This is a genomic window from Acinetobacter sp. LT1 (assembly GCF_059800965.1).
The window spans coordinates 121,179-141,923 of the sequence record NZ_JBBAXE010000004.1 but is presented as its reverse complement, the minus strand read 5'-3'; the positions used below and the strand labels follow the sequence as shown (position 1 = coordinate 141,923).

Sequence of the window (20,745 nt, the reverse complement as noted above, 5' to 3'; positions counted from 1 at the left end):
TCTGTAGAAACTATGTAGTCCTACAAAATAGATCTAATTTAAAGATCGAATAATTTACCTGGGTTCATCAAACCATTCGGGTCAAATACTTTTTTCAAAGCTTTCATATATTCAATTTCTTCAGGCGAACGTGAATATTCCAAATATGGCTTTTTCGTCATACCGACACCGTGTTCAGCAGAGATTGAACCGTCGTATTTTTTAACGGTATCAAACACATATTTATTTACCACCTGACACTTCGCAAAGAACTCATCTTTGGTTAAGTTTTCAGGTTTTAAAATATTTAAGTGCAAGTTACCGTCACCGATATGACCGAACCAGCAAATTTCAAAGTCTGGATAGTTTTCTTGAACAATCGCATCAATTTCACGAATAAATGCAGGTACGTGAGTAATTAATACTGAAATATCGTTTTTGTATGGAATAAATGGCGCGATTGATTCAGAGATATCTTCGCGTAAACGCCATAAGCTTTCTACTTGGTCAAGGCTCTGGCTCATTACACCATCAAGTACCCAACCCTGCTCCATACAATGCTCGAAAATTTCCATTGCTTTATCGAGAATCGGCTCATATGGAGCTTCAAACTCAAGTAATACATAGAACGGGCATTGAGTTTCAAATGGGCGTTGTACATGTCCATGATCTAAAACTTTTTGCATTGCAAGTTCACCAAAGAACTCAAATGCAGTTAAGTCGATGTCTTTTTGGAAAGCATGTAACACAGGCATTACTGCATCGAAATCTGGAACACCTAAAACTAAAACTTGTAAGTTTTGTGGTTGACGCTCAAGTTTAATTTCTGCTTCGGTCACTAAACCTAATGTGCCTTCACCGCCAATAAACAAATGCTGTAATGCATAACCAGTTGCATTTTTAACCATGCCTTTGTTTAAACGCAGGATGTCACCTTTACCAGTCACTACAGTTAAACCAAGTACCCAGTTACGTGTCATGCCATATTTAATAACTTTAATACCACCAGCATTGGTACCAATATTACCGCCAATCTGACTAGAACCCGCTGACGCAAAGTCCACCGGATAATACATGCCTTGTTCTTCTGCATAATTCTGCAATTGCTCAGTCACAACACCAGCTTGAACACGCACCATACGGTCTGCCGGGAAGAACTCAAGAATTTGGTTCATTTTGTCCATGCTAATGACAATTTCACCATTGGTTGCTACCGCACCAGCAGAGAGACCAGTACGACCACCTGACGGTGTAATCGCAACATTAAACTGGTTCGCAAGCTTTACAACTGCCTGAACTTGTTCAGTCGTTGACGGAAAAACGATGACCGATGGGTTCGGATTAAAATGCTTGGTATGATCTTTACCCCAGTTTTCGAGACTATCAGCATCAGTTTTAATACGGTTTTCACCGACGATTGCTGTTAATTGGGTGAGTAACTCAGGTGTTAAAGCGACTGGAGCATTCATCGTTTGCAGACCTAGCAAGAAGTAAACTGTGGTGGGACTATGACCTCATAATTCTCAAGGTTCTCACCTGAGCAAAGTCATAATGTTCAAGGAACTCCTATATTCTACATGTATCCGCGCAAGCGATAAAGTTCAGATTAGAGATACTGTCACTACAAAACATGTTTAACGTAAATAAATGCTTTCTATGGGGCTTTCAGAGAAAAATCACATTTATCCCCCTACCAAGCATATTTTAAAATGCTCGACAAGCCATAAACAGAAGTGATTAGACATAGATAAAATTGCCATAAGGCGATGGTATAAACGAAATATCTATAGCACCGCCCAGTATGTTATTATACCGCCACCAAATTTGGCCTTTGTAGCGGAGCCGTAATGAGCCAACATCTTTCACTACCTAAAGATAAAATCCGTTTCCTTTTGTTAGAAGGCGTTCATCAAAACGCAGTCGATACTTTAAACGCTGCGGGTTACACCAATATTGACTATCGTAAAACTGCTCTTGAAGGCGAAGCGCTTAAAGAAGCAATTAAAGATGCTCACTTTATTGGTATTCGTTCGCGTACCCAATTGACTGAAGAAGTTTTCGAAGCTGCAAACAAATTGATCGCAGTAGGTTGTTTCTGTATCGGAACAAACCAAGTTGATCTTAAAGCAGCAATGGCACGTGGTATTCCTGTATTCAACGCACCGTATTCAAATACGCGTTCGGTTGCAGAGCTTGTACTTGCTGAAACGATTCTTCTTCTTCGCCGTGTTCCTGAAAAATCGGCGGCTTGTCATCGTGGTGGTTGGGACAAGTCCGCTGTCGGTTCTTTTGAAACTCGTGGCAAAACTTTAGGTATTGTGGGTTACGGTTCCATCGGTTCTCAACTTTCAGTTCTTGCTGAAAGTATGGGTATGCATGTTATTTATTATGATGCAGTAACCAAATTACCAATGGGTAATGCTCGCCAAGTTGGTTCTTTAGATGAGCTTTTAGCAACTGCAGATGTTGTGACTTTACATGTGCCAGATGTTCCATCTACACGCAACTTCTTCACTAAAGAACAATTTGCGAAAATGAAAGAAGGCGCGATTTTCTTAAATGCTGCACGTGGTACATGTGTAGTGATTGAAGATTTAGCTGATGCAATCAAATCTGGTCATATTGCTGGTGCAGCGGTTGACGTATTCCCGAAAGAACCAAAAGCAAACGGTGAAGAATTCCAGTCTCCACTTCGCGGATTAGACAACGTGATTTTAACTCCTCACGTTGGTGGTTCAACCATGGAAGCGCAAGCAAACATCGGTTTAGAAGTTGCAGAGAAATTTGTTGCTTACTCTGATAAAGGTATGACACTTTCTGCGGTGAACTTCCCAGAAATCGCATTACCATTGACAGCTGGCCAACACCGTTTATTGCACATCCACAAAAACGTGCCAGGCGTATTGTCTAAAATCAACAACTTGTTTGCTGAACAAGGCATCAACATTTCTGGTCAGTCTCTTATGACTAAAGGCGACATCGGTTACCTCGTCATGGACGTTGACGCTTCTGCTTCTCACGAAGCTTTAGATATGTTGCATGAAGTTGAAGGTACAATTCGCGTGCGCGTATTGTTCTAATACGAACTGTAAATTTAAAAGCCACAGCAATGTCTGTGGCTTTTTTATGGGCATTTACATTATCATGTGAAAAGTATACCAATCGATCAAATAATAAAATGTCCAGTTCGAACCAGAAATCTCAGCTGCATGCTTTGGGCTTTCTCATTCTCGCTATGCTAAGCGTACAAAGCAGTGCATCTTTAGCAAAAATTCTGTTTCAGAACTTCCCTGTACTGACTGTTTCAGCAATGCGCCTATGTTTAGGTGCAATTATTCTTGCCTTTATTTTTAGAATTTGGCGAATTAATTTTAGTCAGGTTCGATGGAAAGCAATTTTAGCTTATGGATTTGCGCTTGCAGGCATGAACGCACTGTTTTATCTGTCGATCGAACGCTTACCGATTGGGATCGCGGTTGCTTTTGAATTTATTGGACCTTTAAGTGTGGCGTTATACCACGCACGCCAAAAATATGATTTTGTTTGGGTGAGCTTCGCAATTATTGGGCTGATTTTACTTTTCCCTTTCAATCAGGCCCATAGTCTAGATTGGATCGGCGTTTTATTTGCTATTAGTGCAGGGGCTTGTTGGGCGCTTTATATTATTGCCGGTCAGAAACCTTCTGGTATTTCAGGTAATCATACGGTGTGCTTGGGAATGAGTGTAGGTGCATGCATCTTATTACCCATTACCTTTTTTTCAGGCTCAATTGCACAAGTTATAGAACTTCCCTATCTTTTTTATTTTATTGGTTTGGCTATTTTAGCCAGTGCTCTCCCATTCTCTTTAGAAATGTTAGCACTGCGCAATTTGACACCTTTAAGCTTTGGAACATTGATGAGCCTAGAACCCGCAGTTGCAGCGCTATCTGGTTTTATCTTTTTAGGCGAATATCTGTTATGGAACCAATGGCTAGCACTTGCAACCATTATTACCGCTTCTGTTGGTTGTACCATAACCACCCAAAAAGCTCGCCAAGAACGTGAAAAAGTAGCAAGTTAATTTAATGAAATTTGCCAGCTAAAACACAGTATTCGTTATAATTGTCCACCATTATTTTTAGACATCAGATGAAGCGCTAGAGTATTTTCCATGCAAAATCTTCCAATTATTGCTGTGCTGTATATGATTTTGTCTATGGTCTCATATCAAATCAGCGCTTCATTTGCCAAACAGCTCATTGCAACATTAGACCCTCTCACCGTTACAATTTTAAGGCTGAGCTTTGCAACAGTCATCGTCGCGATCATGTTTCGCTCTTGGAAAATCTGGTCACGCTTACCCTATTTAAAATGGCGTGATTTATTGATGTACTGCGCATCTTTAGGGTTAATGAATATCCTATTTTATACCTCACTTGGAAAATTACCCCAAGGTATTGCTGTTGGATTAGAGTTTATTGGTCCATTGGGTCTTGCGCTTCTTTCTATTAAACAAAAGAGCGACTACATTTGGGTAGCACTGGCCATGTTAGGCATTGCACTCATGGTACCTTGGCAAAACCCTATTCAACACCATTTCTCGTATGTAGGTGCAGCATGTGCACTAGGTGCTGGACTTTGCTGGGCCTTCTATATCTATTTCGGTCATAAAGTTGTGACTCAAAATATCGGGATGCACGCCTTAACGATTGGGATCGGTGTATCTGCACTTGCCTTATTGCCAATTGGAATCTGGCACAATGCTCCTGCATTACTTGAGACACAGTACTGGGGTAAAGCCTTACTTATTGCGGTGTTAGCGACTGCAATTCCATATGCACTTGATTTAATGGCTCTCAAACAACTCAATAAATTAACTTATGGGACTCTAACGAGTTTAGCACCAGCATTGGCAGCATTAACGGGTTTCTTATTGCTTCACGAAGAAATCAGCATGCTGCAATGGGTGGCTTTGGCTTGCGTAATGCTGGCCTCTATTGGTGTTACTTTAAGAAGTACTAAAAAGGCTGCATAGGTTTACTCTACTGCTGCTTTTTATACTTTTTATATTCCTTTAAATATTTATTACCCAGTGTCTCCTTTTCGCTGTCTTTAAGAATTTTTCCGGCTTGTTGAAAAAACTTATGTTCTTCTTCTTTTAAATGATGATGGACTTTTTCACTCAACTGTTTGGCGGTTGCTAACCAGCTCGGGCTACTCATATCGGTTTTTTCAAGTTGTTCGACCAACTCATCCATTTCATGATGTTCAGATAAAGCATGTCTCGTAATATCTAAACCGACATCATCAAACATTAAAGGAATATAAAGGTAACGATCTTCGGCAACTGAATGGGCATAAAGTTCATTTTTTAATGCATCAAATAATTCTTTTCGTTCTTCGGTTAAACCGTGTGTCTGAATGAGTTGTTCAGAAAGGTTACGTTGATTTTCATGGCTTTCTCTTAATGCTTCGAAAATATTCATTCTCTTCCTCATTTTTTAGCTAAAAAATCTTTTTTATTTCAAGGTTTATCATACGTTGAAATTTATAATGTTTAAGTAGCTTAAAATGAGACTATTTTTTACACAGTTTTCTTTCTAGTAAATTTCTGTAATGATTTTTATATTTTTAACTGTAAATGATACACAAAAGTATGAACTGCATTTTTGAGACAGCTCATACTTTCAATCTTATTTAACCCGTAACAAACATTTGATAGCCCAAACGGCAAATCAGAATACTTACCAAAATTAAAAAGATAATTCGCACAAAACCACTGCCATATTTAAGTGCAGTACGCACCCCAACAATAGAACCTAGCACGTTAGCCGCCGCCATCATTAAACCAATATGTAAAATAGCGTGACCAGTTGGGATGAGGAAACTCAGCGCAGCTAAGTTAGTCATAAAATTACCAATTTTTGACAAAGCTGAAGCATGCAAGAAATCAACTTGTAAAAAACGGATAAAGAAGAAAATAAAGAAACTGCCAGTACCCGGCCCAAAAATACCGTCGTAGAAACCAATGGCCAAACTACCAATACCAGCTAAAATTAACATTTTCGTGGTAATTTTTTGCTCGGTATGAACTTGACCGAAGTTCTTTTTAACTAGGGTATAAATCGCAATCACAATCAACATTACGAAAACGAAAGGACGCAATACGGATTGTGGAATAAGTGATAAACATGCAGCGCCAGCAAAAGAACTAATCAAGGCACAAATGGCAATAACGGCTAAAAGCTTCCATTGCAACTTTACTTTTTTAGCAAATGTATAAGCCGCCGATGCAGTACCAAAAATGGATGAGACTTTATTGGTACCAATCACCGTAGCAGTCGACATGTTAGGAAAAGTGCTCATGATCCCGGGAATCTGGATGAGTCCACCGCCGCCTACAGCAGCATCAATTGCTCCTGCAGTAAACGCAAAAAAGATCAAACTAAGGATAACATCCCATTCCATGCCCATGCTCTATACTCTACATCTACTACAAATTTAAGATACGCTTAGGTACCAACCGTTTTTTATCGGTAATCTCTGCTAAGCCTAAACAGCGCTCACCTGAAAACACCAAAACTTCTGCTTCTGCTGAATGCTCAATATTGCTTTCTAAACCGTTGCAAAAATATTTTTCACGCCCTTCCGGAACTTGAATTTTTAGGAAATGGTCAACTGGTGCATAAACTGGAAGTAGCAAAGCTTCTCTTTGCTCTTCTGTTAAACTTTCCAGATATTCAATGGTATAACTCGGTATAAGCTCAAAATGTCCTGTTTGAGTCCGATTTAGCATCGTTAAATGTCCACCACAACCAAGTGCTTCACCAATATCTTCACCTAGTACACGGATGTATGTACCTTTAGAGCAGGTTACATCCAGAGTGATACTATTTTCGGTAAACTCAATAAGCTCTAAAGCATAAATCGTGACTGGACGCGCTTCACGCTCAATCTCTATACCTTTTCTCGCCAACTCATATAACGGCTTACCTTCTTTTTTCAAAGCCGAATACATGGGTGGAACTTGTTGAATATCTCCTCTAAATTTCTCTAAGGTTTGTTCAATAAGTTCTTGGCTAAGCACCGGAATAGGACGCTCTTGTAAAATCTCCCCTTCCACATCACCTGTTGTAGTGGTCTGTCCCAATCGAACAGTGGTTTGATAACGCTTTGTTGAGTCCAGCAAATAATGTGAGAACTTGGTCGCCTCTCCCAAACAAATCGGGAGCAAACCTGTCGCCAAGGGGTCTAACGCTCCAGTATGGCCTGCTTTTTGGGCGCGATATAACCAACGCACTTTTTGCAAAGCCGCATTTGAACTTAAGCCTAATGGTTTATTTAATAGAAATACACCACTGATATGGCGACGAGAAATTTTTTGATTTTTTGTCGTCATTTTTACTGGAACACAAAGCTAGAAAAAAGTGCCGACATGTTAGCAAATTCGGCAAGATATTTTCACAATATTTAGGTGCCTTTTCACTTATTTTATGGCACATTAATGAATGAGTAAAAAAACAACAAATTAAAACTTAAGGAAGATATCTTTATGCAAGGGATGCAGAAGAAGGTATTGTGGTGCGTGCTCGTTTTTTTTATTTTGAGCCTCATTGCATGTGTCTATTGGTTAAGTCCTGATTCAAAAAACAGATCAACCCAAGTCAGTGAAAAGACAGCTCAAAATTTAGCATCAGCTCCACCCACAAATAACTCAACGCTAAATGCAGATGCTTACCATAGTAAAAGTCAGCAAGATACTGAAGTTAACTGTCAGTTAAAAATTGATAGTTCCCAACATTTGGTCGTTAATAGTCAAACACGTGACTGCTTTGAATATTTTATTACCCAATATGGAGAAAATGATTTAGAGCAAATTAAAAATCACTTTGGACAATTTATTCAGGGAAAATATTTAGAGCCCGCTCGCTCACAGATTATAGATTTATGGGCCCGCTACTTAAAATACCGTGAACAGCTTGCTCAAATCCAAACGCCCTCGTCAAAACAACAAGATAAAAATTATTTTCAAAAAATCTTTAATTCAATTCAAGATCTAAGAAAACGTTTCTTTTCGGCCGCTGAAGTTGAAGGGCTCTTCTCAACTGAAGATATCTATCAGAACTACACGTTAGATCGTATGCAAATACTTGAGGACTCTTCTTTAAGCGAAATTGAAAAGGCTCAAAAGCTTAAAGAACGTTTCGAAGAACTTCCTGAAGACTGGCAGCAAAACCTACAAGAACTTTCTAAACTTGATGACTTACATGCACTGACCAAACAAATTAAAGCACGCCATGGTTCAGCAGAAGAGCTTAGACAAATGCGTACAGCACTCGTCGGAGCTGAAGCAACTCAAAGGCTAGAAACTTTAGATACGCAACGGAATGCTTGGCAACAAAGGGTCACAAGTTATCTCGATGGTCGAGATGAAATTATTAAAAGTAACATGAGTGATAGTGCTAAAGGCCAAGCCATACAACAATTACGCCAACAACAATTTAACTCATCACAAGAACAATTAAGATTGCGAACTTTTGAAACGGTCCATGATCAGGGAGGTGAACTGCCATTTAATTATTAAGTCTTTCCTATTAGGGACTGACTAAACAAGCACTAGCAGTAAGAAGCTGCTTTTCATACAAAATAAAAATAGTGAGTAAAAAATGAAAAGGAAGTTAACGTTTTTTTGCGCTGCAATGCTCTCTGGATTGAGTATTTCAGCGGCCTATGCCACAAATGCTGAACAAGTTAAAAACTCGTTCGTCTATTCATCTTATGCACAAACCAAATATCCACTGGTTTTTAACCACGGTATGGCAGGTTTTAACCGAGTTGGGACAGATACACTTGGTCTCGATTACTGGTATCAAATCCTTCCGGATCTTGCTCGTAATGGAGGAAATGTCTGGGCAACCAGAGTGTCACCTTTTAACTCAACAGAAGTGCGTGGTGAACAACTTGCCCAGCAAGTAGAAGAGATTATTGCCATTACCGGCAAGCCTAAAGTCAACTTGATCGGTCATAGCCATGGGGGCCCGACAATTCGCTATGTGGCCGGTATCATGCCAGAAAAAGTTGCCTCACTCACTACAATTGGTGCACCTCATAAGGGATCACCAATGGCAGATGTGATCCTGAACGTTGAGGGTACTCCTCTGTCTGGACTGGCAACGTTAGTAAACTGGTTTTCAGCAGCCATTACTTGGGCAGGAGGCCTAGACCCAACAAGCTATCCGCATGACTCTTTAGCAGGTGCTCATAGCCTATCAACTCAAGGTTCAGCTCAATTTAATGCTCAATTCCCTATGGGTGTACCAACTACTTCTTGTGGTGAAGGGACATACCAAGAGAAAGGTATTTATATGTATTCTTTCTCGGGGAATAAAGCGCTGACCAACCCATTAGATCCATTTGATATTGCGCTTACAGGCAGTAGTTTAGTAGTCGATCCATTTGGTGATAATGATGGACTTGTTTCCCGATGCAGTGCCAAATTTGGTAAAACAATTCGTGATGATTACAACTGGAATCATTTAGATGAAGTGAACCAAGTACTTGGTATACGTTCTATTTTCGCTTCCGATCCTGTCTCGGTTTACCGTCAACATGCAAACCGTTTAAAACTTCAAGGACTATAGTTTTTAAACAAAAAATGCGCCAAAAGGCGCATTTTTTTACTCGCTATAAGCTTACGCTTTACGAGCTGGTAATTTTTCACGAATACGTGCAGCTTTACCAGACAAGTCACGAAGGTAGTAAAGTTTAGCACGACGAACGTCACCACGACGTTTCACTTCGATTTTAGCAACAACTGGTGAGTGAGTTTGGAATACACGCTCAACACCAACACCGCTAGAAATTTTACGTACTGTGAACGCAGAGTTCAAACCACGGTTTTTCTTAGCGATTACAACACCTTCAAATGCTTGAAGACGTTCACGATCACCCTCTTTTACTTTTACTTGAACGATGACAGTGTCACCAGGAGCAAAAGCAGGGATATCAGATTTTAACTGTGCATTTTCAACAGCTTGAACTAAAGGATGTTTACCACTCATTGTGGGAATCTCCAATATGTGCGGAGTCAGAAGAGGTCTGAATTTCCGCTGGGGATAGAGGCTAAAGCGCATATCAACCCGTTTATCTTTCCCTTTACGACAATATGTCTATAAAGAGCCTTTAAATTTACATAAAACTATTCAATAAATAGAATTATGCTTTAACTCGAAGCATTGCTTCTCGTCTCGTTGCAGAACTTACGTTCTTGAGAATAACGATTAAGAGTTACCGTTATTCACTTGCGTATCTTTTAGCCATTTTTTTTGCTGCTTAGTCAACTCAACCTTTTCGACCAACTCAGGTCGACGCTCTAGAGTTCGTTGATATCGCTGCAAAAAACGCCATTTTTCAATATTGCCATGATGTCCAGATTTTAATACCTCTGGCACATCCAGCCCTTCAAAATGGTCAGGCTTTGTATATTGTGGACAATCTAAAAGACCGTCAACAAAAGAATCTTGTACTGCTGATTGTTCATCTGACATTACATTCGGCAAACGGCGAATAATACTGTCAAGTAACACCATAGCGGGCAGTTCACCACCAGATAGAACATAATCACCAATTGACCATTCTTGATCCACATAATGCTGGATCAAACGTTCATCGACTCCTTCATAACGTCCACACAGTACAATTAAGCCGTCATAATCAACAAACTGCTGTACTGCCTGTTCATTTAAGGTTTTGCCTTGTGGGGACATATACACCACAGGAACATGAACATGTCCTGCTTGTGAGGCAAGCTGTTTGGCATGTGCAATTGCTTTCGCCAAAGGCTCAGCCATCATCACCATACCTGGGCCGCCACCAAATGGACGTTCATCCACTCTTCTGTAGTTTCCCTCAGCAAAATCACGAGGATTAATACAAGTGACTTGTACAATATCTCGCTTTGCCGCACGTCCGCTGATGCCGTAGGCTGTAATCGCTTCAAACATTTCAGGAAAAAGCGTAATGACTGCAAAAAACATCACAGACTCCTCTATTTTCCTGCTGTATTAATCCTAAAAGGATTAATAATCTACGCCCCAATTGACGTAAATACGACCAGCTTCAAGATCAACACGTTGTACTACATCTTTATGCCAAGGAATCATGCGCTCTTCTGAATCAATGCTGTCTGGGGTAGCATGCACCACCATCACATCATTAGCTCCAGTTTCAAACAACTCATGAATTTTCCCTAAGTTTACTTCCTGTTCTTCTTCATCCAGACCTAACACAGTTAAGCCCTTTAAATCTGACCAGTAGTATTCATCTACATCTGCTTTTGGCAGTTGAGACTTAGCAATCCAGATATTAGCGCCAACCAAGCTTTCCGCCCCAGTGCGATCACTCACACCTTTCAACGCAACAACTAGGCCTTTGCCATGTGGTTTCCAACGTTTTACATCTATTGTTTGCCAACCGGCCTTGGTCTCAATGTACCAAGGCAGGTAGTCAAACATGTTGCTCATAGGTTCTGTATTTGAATACACCCAGAGCCACCCATTCAATCCATAAGCTGAACGTAACTGTCCAATCTGAATACGATCTTCGGGAACATTCTGTGTTGATGTCATGGGCTACCTACTACAAAAATTATGCAGTAGCTTTTTTAGCTTGAGCAGCTAAAGAAGCAACACGTTCAGAAGGTTGAGCACCTTGAGAAACCCAGTGAGCAAAACGGTCTGCATCTAAACGAAGTTTTTCTGCTTGACCTTGTGCAGTCGGGTTAAAGAAACCGATACGCTCGATGAAACGACCATCACGTGCATTGCGGCTGTCAGTCACAACGATTTGATAGAATGGACGTTTTTTTGCGCCGCCACGTGCTAAACGAATAACAACCATGATAAAAGCCTTATAATTCTTACGGATTATCCCTGCGCCGACCATCGACAACACTTCAAACCCCTTTCATAGAGGGCGACATTCTACGTGATTTTCGCCCTGAAAGAAAGATTATTTTTTGAGTTATCCGCAGTTTTGAATTTAAAATTACTGTAGCCAATTTGATGTGGCAGATAACGCACAATCAGTTGCACCTTTTGCCCAAAATTTTTGCCCTTGATCATTAAGACAAATGATCCCATCACCAGCTTGAGAACTAGTAGCAATAGGTGTAGCAGTTAACACCCAACTTGAATCAGTTATGCTAGCGAAAGCTAAGTTATATAAGGCTTGGCCTTGTTGAGGACTGACACTAGAACCATAAACCGATGTAATCGTTGCATTCGATGGATAGCGATTGTGAACTATTTTTTCTGATTCTAATGTTTGGGCAATATTCATCATTTCAGATTGAACAGCTGTACGATGTCCTTTGCGTAAATACTGCAAATACGAAGGTGTAGCTATAGCCGCTAAAATTGCAATTATTGCGACTACAATCATGAGTTCTATTAAAGTAAAACCATTCTTCATTGCCAATTCTCACTATTTGTTTCACATACATTGCAAGTGACTGCTCCACCACAGTCATTATCAACAGCCGTAGCTGTTAAACTTTGGCAACGCAAACCTGAATTCTTAGCAATAAAATTAAAATTTCTTGAATCTGTAGTTGTCGCTTTAATGACCCATGTCTGCCCATTTGCAGCAGCATTCGTCAATAAATTTCCTGTCGTCGTATCATCACTAATTTCAATCGTATAACCACCCCGTGGCAAAGTTACAGATGTCGTAGTAAATCCTCTATAGGTAAAGTTCTTGGATTTATGCCGTTCCAACTGTTCTGCCAATTTTAGAATTTCACCTTTAGCAGCAGAGGCAGTCGCTCTGCGGCTATAACTTTGATATGAAGGGATAGCAATCGAAGCAAAAATAGCGACAATCACGATGACAACCATGAGCTCAATCAAGGTAACACCCTGATTAAACCGTTGGATATAGTATTTATTCATAAGTCATCCTTTAGCGATAACGCTCATACCAGCGCGCAGGAACTAAGTGACTTGTACATTGCCACTCGCCCGTTCCACTCTCGTTTCCAGACAGCTTTAATTTCCCACAACTATTAGTCGCAGGTGGGTTATCCTCCGTTGGTACAAATGTTACGCCACGAATACCGGAGCCAATAACGTTTTTATTACATTCGGAAGCTCCTACTGGGCAATTAGTACCAGTTTGTGTTTTGAATCCACTTCCATTCTCTTTATTTTGATCAATTGACCCATCAGAATTAAGGCAGGCGCCAAATGGTAAACAGAACGTCTGCTGGTCAGTTTCACCTACTACACGTGGTAAACATGGGTCTGCCGCTACAATGCCTGTTCCCTGCGGATCATAAACAGGCACAATTAAAGTCCCCGTAACGGCCATAGGTTCTTCAAAAGCTTTCAGTCCACCTTTAATACGGAAACTATTATTAGCTTTCTCTGTGCCATCGCTCATACTAGAAAGTGAGCGATACCAACCACTTTGCCCCACCCCAGTGTTTGGAAAGAAAATCTGTGCTACTCGTGTTTCCCCAGACCGTAAAATTTGTGGATTTTTTCGAAGCGTCAATCGAGTAATATCTTTTGTTTCAAGTTGGTTATCAGCTAAAGACATTAAATTCTTTTTGATAAAGTCTTTATCGATAATCCCATAGACATTGTTTACAGGTCTTCCGCTTAATGCGGTGCTCGGTGACATCCCCTCACGACCTGTAAGCGGATAAACATCTAAAGGTGTACTACGGTCACCTGAAGCAATACCTACAGTAATAAAAGTGCGGATTCCATAATCATGAATTGTCACTGTTGGCGGTTCATAAAAACGCGGCGCATTCCCAGCGGTATAGTCATTCGAAGCATCATAAGTTGAGTCATTTGTTGCTAAATTCGCTAATCGAACAACTCGAATACCGAAACTGCTATAAGTTGAATTTGTTTTTGTCTGGTTATTATTAAGATCGATACGGAAAATTTGCCCGCCTAAATCGCCAAAATATAAATGGTCTACCAAACCATCAGCATCTCGATCTAAGGTACTAATGCGACTAACAATACTGTGCTTCATATTAGAGTTATCTATATTAGAGCCTGTATCACTAGTCCACCATAAGCGTTCCCCAGTTTTAGCATCAATAATATAAACAGCATTCCCTTTTGCTTTTCCATTCGTAAAGCAAGAATTACTCAAGGTAATATTCGGGTTTTCATAACATTGGTCGTAGCCACCACCAACAATCATAACCCGTTTAATAACTCCGTTATAACGTATATTTGCAAGTACAGGTTTAGACCAACTCTGCCCCATGCGACTATAATCAGTTTGATCTGCTCCTACTCTAAACAGGAGCTTAGGTGAGACAGGATTTAAGACATTTAAGCCATAATAGCTGCTGCCACCCATTCGCATGCCACCATAAATATTCATTTGCTTTGCAGTTACTTTTGATACTGCTGAGCTACCGCTTCCCGTTGTAGTAATACTATATGCAGGGTCAGATACCCAAGCCCCATCCATACCGTGAGCAGGAGCTGAGGCATCACTTTGGCCAACCACTAAAGCTTTTGATGCAATTGGATCATTTAATATATCAGCCGGAACGAAAGCCATTTGTTCTACGCCAGTTGAAGCATCCACAAGATGCAGACCACCTTCCATCGTTCCATAGAGAATAGATTGTTCACGCGCAGATGTTAAATTCCCATTTTCATCTAATGTTCCATTATAGGTAAGCTGCACCGGTAAAGAATGAATACTACCGCCCATCGATAAATAGGGTTCATTCGATGTAACTAATGACGAAGGTAAAGTCGTAGCGCTAATATCAGTTGAGTAACCTAGATAATTTAATATTTTTAATTTCAAGCCAATCGGGAAAGCTTTTAAAATATCTTGTCCAGTTGATGCATTAAATTTTCCTAAAACATAACTTGCTGTATTAGCCACACTATCAAAAGGATTAGTTCCTTCTGGGGGAGCAGCTGGGATTTTTAGCAAATTAGTTCCAGAAGTCGATATTTTCGTTAAGCTACCATCTGCCGCAACAGCGGAAACATCAGTAAATAAGTTGCGGATTTTAGTTTGTACTGCGTAATAATATTTTATGATATTTCCATCTTCATCACGTGTTTCATTTTGTCCAGCAATTGGTAAAGGAACTTTTGCATATGAACCACCTAAAAAGACGTTACCTCCATCATTATAATTAGAGCTATTCCAATAATCTTTCGTACCCGTTCTAAAAGCCCCACTTGCATTGTAAACCAACCCACCAGTGTTAGCTTCAAAAGCACCTGCATTGCCCCCTGATAAAACAACATGATATTTCTTTAAATTTCCACGCCATGTTAAGTAGGTGTTAGCTGGGTTTGGCTCTAAAGCCCGTAAGTAACCATATTCCTGTAAATTTTTAGGGTTTAGTGCATCATAAGGAACTGAGATAGCGCCAGTGGTTAAGGGTTGTAACGGAACTTTTTCTAAGTTATTAATAAATGCGATAACACTGTCTGTTACACCTTGCGCACTTTGGGTAGGGAAAAAACCTCCATTCCCATAACCAGGTGCAGCGACCGCATTTGTGGTCTGATTCGGTGAACACGCATCATCTCCTTTTCGGTCAGATTGGGTTCTCGAACTTAAACGACAGGCATTTTTTACATCAGAAGAACTTAAACTAGAAAAGTCACTACCAAAACCGACAAATGCTGTTTGAATAGAAACCCCAGCTGGGTTTTTTGTTTTATCAAATAATCTTTTTGCAAATTCCCCCATACAGGCCCAACCAGAGTCTGCTGTAGTGTTAGACAAACCTCCAGAACAAGTAAAATTTGCTCCCAAAGTGCTGCCTAGGGCTGTCGACATGACAGTTGCAGAACGCGTATTTGTTGTATTGTTCGGCTCCCCATCTGATAAAAAGTAGATTCCTTGCCCATCACAACTCTGGCGATTGGTCACCGCAGGTAAAGGAGATTGGTAAATAGCATTTAAATTAGAGGCATTTCTATCTACAACAATATTGGGATTGCTGGTTGTATCGTTTGATTTTGATTTTGGGATACCACTATCTGCATTTGCTACAGCATAATTAAAGGTGGTGTAGTAATAAGTATAAGAATAGGTCCAATCCGACGAAGTATCATAAGCAGTTGCCGTATCCACACCCGGATTAGAAGTTGACCAGTTACTCCAATAGTTATTAGAACGACAAGGTTGCCATAGATTTGTAGTATCGATTTGTGAATCGCGATAATTCGTACAATATGAGTATTCCGTTCTATTATCAGATTTTCGCACACGCTTTATATAGCTATCTTTTCGAATAGCATAATTTGCCTCTGAATAGGTCGTTGTACCCATCAAATAAGCAGCAGCTTCCGCATAAGCATGTGCTGAAGGCGTTGACCCGCCAGCAGTTAAATTTGCAACAGCCTGTTTTAATTTATAACGTTGAGAACCCACTGTATTTAAAGTACTCGCATCACCTAAAGGAGCGGCAGCCACTAGAACCTGCCCACTTCGGCTATCACCATTTGCAGAGAAATTTCCCAACCCCACACGAGTGTCATTTAAAACAGGATTATTACTTGCTAAAAAAGCATTCATACCATTTTTAAGCATAGCCAGACGGTTTTCGCCATAACTATTGTTGGTCATACTTCCTGATGTATCCAACATCATCACAATGGTTTTTTTACCCGCTGTAGGTGAAGCATAAATTTGTAAATCACTCGCCTGCACAACGGAGCTTGTCATTAGCCATGTAAAAGCAACCGAACTCGAACAGATGGCATACCATAAATTATTTGGCTTAAAATTCTTCAATTTTAGTTTCACGATATTCCCCATTATGAACCTGGTGCCGTAATTTGAGTGAGTTTATTGGTATAGTTAAATTCTTGAACTTGAGTACTAAAAGGCACGTTATGATTTGCCAAACATTCCGCCAATGTTTGTTTAGCCGTTAATGCGGTATCAAAATTGTCGCTAATTTTTGCCGAACTCGTGCTTAAGCAATCTCTTTGTAAAGTTTCAATAGAGGTAGAAGCATAGGCTGGCAAAAACGCAGTTGTGATCACTCGAATACGTTGCGTAGACAACATGCTTTTAGGAAGTTGCGTACCTTCCGAGGTGTTTGTTCCTCGTGGTAAATTTGAACCTGGGATATCGCTAGCAGCATCTGTTGGAACACTTACAGCAACTTGGGTAACCACTGCTTGACGATTACTTCCATAGTCAGTTGTTAAATTGCAGAAACCCGCCACTCCGCCATCTTCGACAACCGCATTATTGGCACTTCCTGCTCGAAGTAAACTTGCACCTCTGGTTTGAGCAAAATTTGTTGCTGTAGAAACAGGCTTATAACAAAAGTTGTATTCTGCGCCTGGGTTACTTTCATGCTCTTTGAGCGCGGCGCCAATCACATTGGTAATATTAGTTAGGGTGGTAGGATTCATCTGCACAATGAGTTCTAAAGGTGTGTCAGATGACTGAAAATTTAATTGGCTCACTTGGCTATTGGTAGCAACTTTTAAAGAAACAATAGCCACTCTTATTGCTAAAACACCTACAGAAATAACAATTAATAAAATAATAAGTACAACAATAAGGGTTGCCCCTTTTTCTTTAGATCGACTTTTATGAATTAAATGGGTCATAGACTTTCCCCCATCGCGTTGCGTAGAGCAATTGTTAAGTTATAAGTGCGGCGTAAGAATCGAGTTGTATTATCAGAAGCATGCACGGTTTGATCTAACATAAAAAAAGATTGCTCAGGATCTATTGCTTTGCTTTGGGCATTATTAGTAGAGCGCGCTAATACAGATATTTGTATTGAAAGAATTCGTGGCGGCATCACAGATGGTGTAGCATCTCGAGCAGCCTGTGCAGCAGCGCGATATTGGGGAATGGTATAATAAGCAAAATTGCCAGCCGCATTTTTTGCACCAAACAGCACATGGAAATGATCAATACGCGGCAATACAATTTGACCAGCGTCGCCCAACCCAGCAATAGTAGTCGGTTGAGCTGTGGCTACAGCTGAGGGAGTATTTGCATCACATGCAAGAGCATAATCTTGCTGGGAACTACCATTACTATCCAGACGTAAAAAATAACGCTCTACAATTAAATCACCTGCAAGTACATTCACACCTTCACAATTGGTCATATTCGTAGGCGCAATAAATTGGATAGTCAATTGATCACTTTGCACAACTGCATTTGAACTGTTCTGTATATTTGAAAGACCTTTCCAATGATTACTCACGGTACTCACCGTATCGCCGGCACCACGACTGAGTAATGTGTCAGCAATATAGGTATTTGTTCCAACGTTAGGGACAAAATTAACATTGTTATTATTGGTTGCAGTTGAGCCAGTTAATACAACACCACCCCAAGGGGTTGTATCAGTTAATATTGGATTGGTTACATTCCCATAATTTAGAAGGCGTATATCTCGGGCAATATATTCCAATCCAAAAATACCGCTATCTTGTATTTCAGCATTTGCTTTTTGTAGACGACTTGATAGAAGTCCACCAATAAATAATTGAGTCGCCGCGGCCACCAAAATTAGACCTAAAGCCAATGCCACCATCAGCTCAATTAATGTAAAGCCTCGTTGTTTCCACGATACAAATGAGTGAGCCATTAATATGCCTCCATCATTAAACAGTTCGAATTATTGACATAAACGCCATTTGTACTCATACAACTCGACACATCCGCGCTAGTGACTCCCTCATTTGTTGTAATTACTGGAGCGGTTTTTCCCCAAAAAACAAACAAACATTGCCTCTGCTGGGCCATTGTGCTTGTAACCCCTGGGCAATTCGTCATTGTGATTTTCATGCCAAGTTGATCAGCATTTCTTGCTGCTTGATATGCATCAAATTGGGCAAGCTGAGAAGGTGTACAAGCTGCATTGAAACACAAAGTAGGAGCAGTGGTGGCAGATGAATAGTTGCTATAACTACGGACAAATGCAGGATACTGACTAGCTTGAGAACTATTTACGCGAATGTTTTCTGCTAATCCTCTCATGATCATAATCGCTTGAGATTTACTTAATGCCTCTGAAGAAGCATCCATAGCCCGGACTTGCAAGGCAATATATCCTAAAACCCCTATCGCAATTAAAATTAGGGCAACCAACACTTCTAATAAACCCACCCCAACTTGAGCTTTTTGTTTAGAGCCCTGCATTAACATGTCTCCTCAGCTTTAAAAATTAATGTGCCAAGCTTTGTTAGAATAAGAATTTTCTTTTTATTTATTTTTGAATTACAGATAGATAAAAGTGTGTCTTGGGCGATATTGGTTATCACCCCATTCGCATTAAAAGTTAAAGTCGTCGCTGTTAACGAACTCTGCGTACCATCAGCAGCGATATTTTTAAGCTCAAGACTGTTATTGGAATCAGCTTTCCAATTCAAGGAAGTGGGAGTATTTAAAGCTGTTGAATTCAGATTAATAGAAACGTCTTGTCGACCAAGTATGGCTTGGCTCTTTGCTTCCGATAAAGTATTGATTAGATCTCGTTGGTTTCCATCTAGTCGTTTGCTTTCTAATAAATTCGACATAGATGGCGCGGCCATCATCGCGATAATAGCCATGACCGCAATCGTCACCATAAGCTCAACCAAGGTGAACCCGTCTTGTGGAATAATTCCCCTCATCCCCACACCCCAAATAAACTTTAAAATTTTTTATTTATTAATTAAATTTTACGTCTTATGTTTACAAAACAAATACAAAGCAGATAAAGGGTATAAAAAAACAGATAACTGTCATATCAACAATTACCTGTTTAACTTTTTAAAATCAGTATATTAAATACATCACACTTTACGCTTGAGTCACATGAATACGTAATTCCTTAGGAAGACTAAAGGTTATGTTCTCTTCACGCCCATCTAATTCTTTCGGTGCTTGAGCACCCCAATCTTGTAAACGTTGAATCACTTGTTTAATCAAAATTTCTGGCGCAGAAGCACCAGCGGTAACACCAATTTTGCAAGTTTCATTGAACCATGATTGCTCTAACTGATCAGCATTATCTACAAGGTAAGCGGCTTTACCCATACGCTCTGCAAGCTCACGTAATCGATTTGAGTTTGATGAGTTAGGTGAACCTACAACTAAAACCACATCACACTTTTCAGCTAAATCACGCACAGCATCTTGTCTGTTTTGAGTTGCGTAGCAAATGTCATCTTTACGTGGGCCCTGAATATGCGGAAATTTTGCACGCAAAGCATCAATAACCTTAGCTGTATCATCAATAGAAAGCGTTGTTTGAGTTACAAATGCAAGTTTCTCAGGATGTCGTACGGTAAGTGCAGCAACATCTTCTTCATCTTCAACCAGATAAATATCACCGCCTTTTAATTTGTCATATTGCCCCATTGTACCTTCGACTTCCGGGTGCCCCTCATGACCAATTAAAATAGCTTCAGTACCTTCACGCGCATATTTAGTCACTTCAATATGAACTTTGGTCACTAAAGGACAAGTCGCATCGAAAACTTTTAAACCTCGGCGTTCAGCTTCTTGTTGAACTGCTTTTGAAACACCATGCGCACTAAAAATTACAATTGAGTCATCCGGAACCTGATCTAGTTCATCAACAAAAACGGCCCCTCTTTGACGCAAGTCATCTACCACAAATTTATTGTGTACAACTTCATGACGTACATAAATAGGAGGATTGAAACATTCTAAAGCCCGATTGACGATTGCTATGGCTCGATCAACACCGGCACAAAAACCACGCGGATTAGCTAACACAATTTCCATAAC

General features: G+C 40.1%; 21 protein-coding genes. 5 read left to right on the top strand and 16 right to left on the bottom strand.

Going from position 1 to position 20,745, the window contains the following annotated elements:
• Nucleotides 1–38: 38 nt before the first annotated feature.
• Nucleotides 39–1,448, bottom strand: coding sequence for a D-2-hydroxyglutarate dehydrogenase (locus WBW42_RS05245; protein ID WP_002116692.1), 1,410 nt, complete (start codon nucleotides 1,446–1,448; stop codon nucleotides 39–41).
• Nucleotides 1,449–1,826: 378 nt separating this feature from the next.
• Between WBW42_RS05245 and serA the strand changes: the two genes are divergently transcribed.
• The 3 genes from serA (at nucleotide 1,827) to WBW42_RS05230 (ending at nucleotide 4,996) form a co-directional block, all read left to right on the top strand.
• Nucleotides 1,827–3,059: a phosphoglycerate dehydrogenase gene (gene serA, locus WBW42_RS05240; protein WP_004705258.1), complete on the top strand. Its 1,233-nt coding sequence runs from the start codon at nucleotides 1,827–1,829 to the stop codon at nucleotides 3,057–3,059.
• Nucleotides 3,060–3,157: 98 nt separating this feature from the next.
• Nucleotides 3,158–4,042, top strand: a complete 885-nt coding sequence (locus tag WBW42_RS05235; RefSeq protein WP_005804555.1) for an EamA family transporter — start codon at nucleotides 3,158–3,160, stop codon at nucleotides 4,040–4,042.
• Between the two features lie 90 nt (nucleotides 4,043–4,132).
• Entirely contained in the window at nucleotides 4,133–4,996 is an 864-nt protein-coding gene (locus WBW42_RS05230) for an EamA family transporter (protein WP_014207805.1), read from the top strand.
• A gap of 7 nt (nucleotides 4,997–5,003) precedes the next feature.
• On the opposite strand, the gene WBW42_RS05225 is transcribed toward WBW42_RS05230, so the two are convergent.
• The 3 genes from WBW42_RS05225 to truB all read right to left on the bottom strand — a co-directional run bounded on the left by WBW42_RS05225 (nucleotide 5,004) and on the right by truB (nucleotide 7,360).
• Nucleotides 5,004–5,447, bottom strand: coding sequence for a hemerythrin domain-containing protein (locus tag WBW42_RS05225; RefSeq protein ID WP_001019905.1), 444 nt, complete (start codon nucleotides 5,445–5,447; stop codon nucleotides 5,004–5,006).
• Nucleotides 5,448–5,658: 211 nt separating this feature from the next.
• Nucleotides 5,659–6,435, bottom strand: coding sequence for a sulfite exporter TauE/SafE family protein (locus tag WBW42_RS05220; protein WP_000525218.1), 777 nt, complete (start codon nucleotides 6,433–6,435; stop codon nucleotides 5,659–5,661).
• A 19-nt stretch (nucleotides 6,436–6,454) separates the two neighbouring features.
• Nucleotides 6,455–7,360: a tRNA pseudouridine(55) synthase TruB gene (gene truB, locus WBW42_RS05215; RefSeq protein ID WP_002116937.1), complete on the bottom strand. Its 906-nt coding sequence runs from the start codon at nucleotides 7,358–7,360 to the stop codon at nucleotides 6,455–6,457.
• A 153-nt stretch (nucleotides 7,361–7,513) separates the two neighbouring features.
• On the opposite strand from truB, the gene WBW42_RS05210 reads away from it, so the two are divergent.
• Together WBW42_RS05210 and WBW42_RS05205 are read left to right on the top strand one after the other, a co-directional pair.
• Nucleotides 7,514–8,545: a lipase secretion chaperone gene (locus WBW42_RS05210; RefSeq protein WP_032057272.1), complete on the top strand. Its 1,032-nt coding sequence runs from the start codon at nucleotides 7,514–7,516 to the stop codon at nucleotides 8,543–8,545.
• 115 nt (nucleotides 8,546–8,660) lie between these two features.
• Nucleotides 8,661–9,602, top strand: a complete 942-nt coding sequence (locus tag WBW42_RS05205) for a lipase family alpha/beta hydrolase (protein ID WP_080777126.1) — start codon at nucleotides 8,661–8,663, stop codon at nucleotides 9,600–9,602.
• A 51-nt stretch (nucleotides 9,603–9,653) separates the two neighbouring features.
• Here the strand turns inward: WBW42_RS05205 and rplS are convergent, their stop codons facing one another.
• The 12 genes from rplS to ispH all read right to left on the bottom strand — a co-directional run bounded on the left by rplS (nucleotide 9,654) and on the right by ispH (nucleotide 20,742).
• Nucleotides 9,654–10,022, bottom strand: a complete 369-nt coding sequence (gene rplS, locus WBW42_RS05200; RefSeq protein WP_002116654.1) for a 50S ribosomal protein L19 — start codon at nucleotides 10,020–10,022, stop codon at nucleotides 9,654–9,656.
• Nucleotides 10,023–10,241: 219 nt separating this feature from the next.
• Complete coding sequence (gene trmD / locus WBW42_RS05195) at nucleotides 10,242–10,997, bottom strand: tRNA (guanosine(37)-N1)-methyltransferase TrmD (RefSeq protein WP_002116964.1); 756 nt, start codon at nucleotides 10,995–10,997, stop codon at nucleotides 10,242–10,244.
• A gap of 42 nt (nucleotides 10,998–11,039) precedes the next feature.
• A complete protein-coding gene (gene rimM, locus WBW42_RS05190; protein ID WP_002116736.1) occupies nucleotides 11,040–11,588 on the bottom strand; it encodes a ribosome maturation factor RimM in 549 nt (182 codons plus the stop codon).
• Nucleotides 11,589–11,607: 19 nt separating this feature from the next.
• The gene (gene rpsP, locus WBW42_RS05185; protein WP_000260334.1) at nucleotides 11,608–11,859 is read right to left on the bottom strand and encodes a 30S ribosomal protein S16; all 252 of its coding nucleotides are present in this window, start codon (nucleotides 11,857–11,859) and stop codon (nucleotides 11,608–11,610) included.
• A 147-nt stretch (nucleotides 11,860–12,006) separates the two neighbouring features.
• Nucleotides 12,007–12,432, bottom strand: coding sequence for a type IV pilin protein (locus WBW42_RS05180; protein WP_002117055.1), 426 nt, complete (start codon nucleotides 12,430–12,432; stop codon nucleotides 12,007–12,009).
• A complete protein-coding gene (locus WBW42_RS05175; RefSeq protein ID WP_002116770.1) occupies nucleotides 12,429–12,911 on the bottom strand; it encodes a type IV pilin protein in 483 nt (160 codons plus the stop codon). The genes WBW42_RS05180 and WBW42_RS05175 overlap by 4 nt, the downstream gene beginning before the upstream one ends.
• Nucleotides 12,912–12,921: 10 nt before the next feature.
• Entirely contained in the window at nucleotides 12,922–16,776 is a 3,855-nt protein-coding gene (locus WBW42_RS05170) for a PilC/PilY family type IV pilus protein (RefSeq protein WP_032057269.1), read from the bottom strand.
• A gap of 11 nt (nucleotides 16,777–16,787) precedes the next feature.
• The gene (locus WBW42_RS05165) at nucleotides 16,788–17,597 is read right to left on the bottom strand and encodes a PilX N-terminal domain-containing pilus assembly protein (protein ID WP_005067126.1); all 810 of its coding nucleotides are present in this window, start codon (nucleotides 17,595–17,597) and stop codon (nucleotides 16,788–16,790) included.
• Nucleotides 17,594–18,595, bottom strand: coding sequence for a PilW family protein (locus WBW42_RS05160; protein WP_032057268.1), 1,002 nt, complete (start codon nucleotides 18,593–18,595; stop codon nucleotides 17,594–17,596). Before WBW42_RS05160 ends, WBW42_RS05165 begins: the two co-directional genes overlap by 4 nt.
• Nucleotides 18,595–19,155: a type IV pilus modification protein PilV gene (gene pilV / locus WBW42_RS05155; RefSeq protein ID WP_080777128.1), complete on the bottom strand. Its 561-nt coding sequence runs from the start codon at nucleotides 19,153–19,155 to the stop codon at nucleotides 18,595–18,597. The genes WBW42_RS05160 and pilV overlap by 1 nt, the downstream gene beginning before the upstream one ends.
• Entirely contained in the window at nucleotides 19,149–19,622 is a 474-nt protein-coding gene (locus tag WBW42_RS05150; protein WP_032057265.1) for a pilus assembly FimT family protein, read from the bottom strand. Before WBW42_RS05150 ends, pilV begins: the two co-directional genes overlap by 7 nt.
• Nucleotides 19,623–19,791: 169 nt before the next feature.
• Nucleotides 19,792–20,742, bottom strand: coding sequence for a 4-hydroxy-3-methylbut-2-enyl diphosphate reductase (gene ispH / locus WBW42_RS05145; RefSeq protein WP_002116992.1), 951 nt, complete (start codon nucleotides 20,740–20,742; stop codon nucleotides 19,792–19,794).
• Nucleotides 20,743–20,745: the final 3 nt, after the last annotated feature.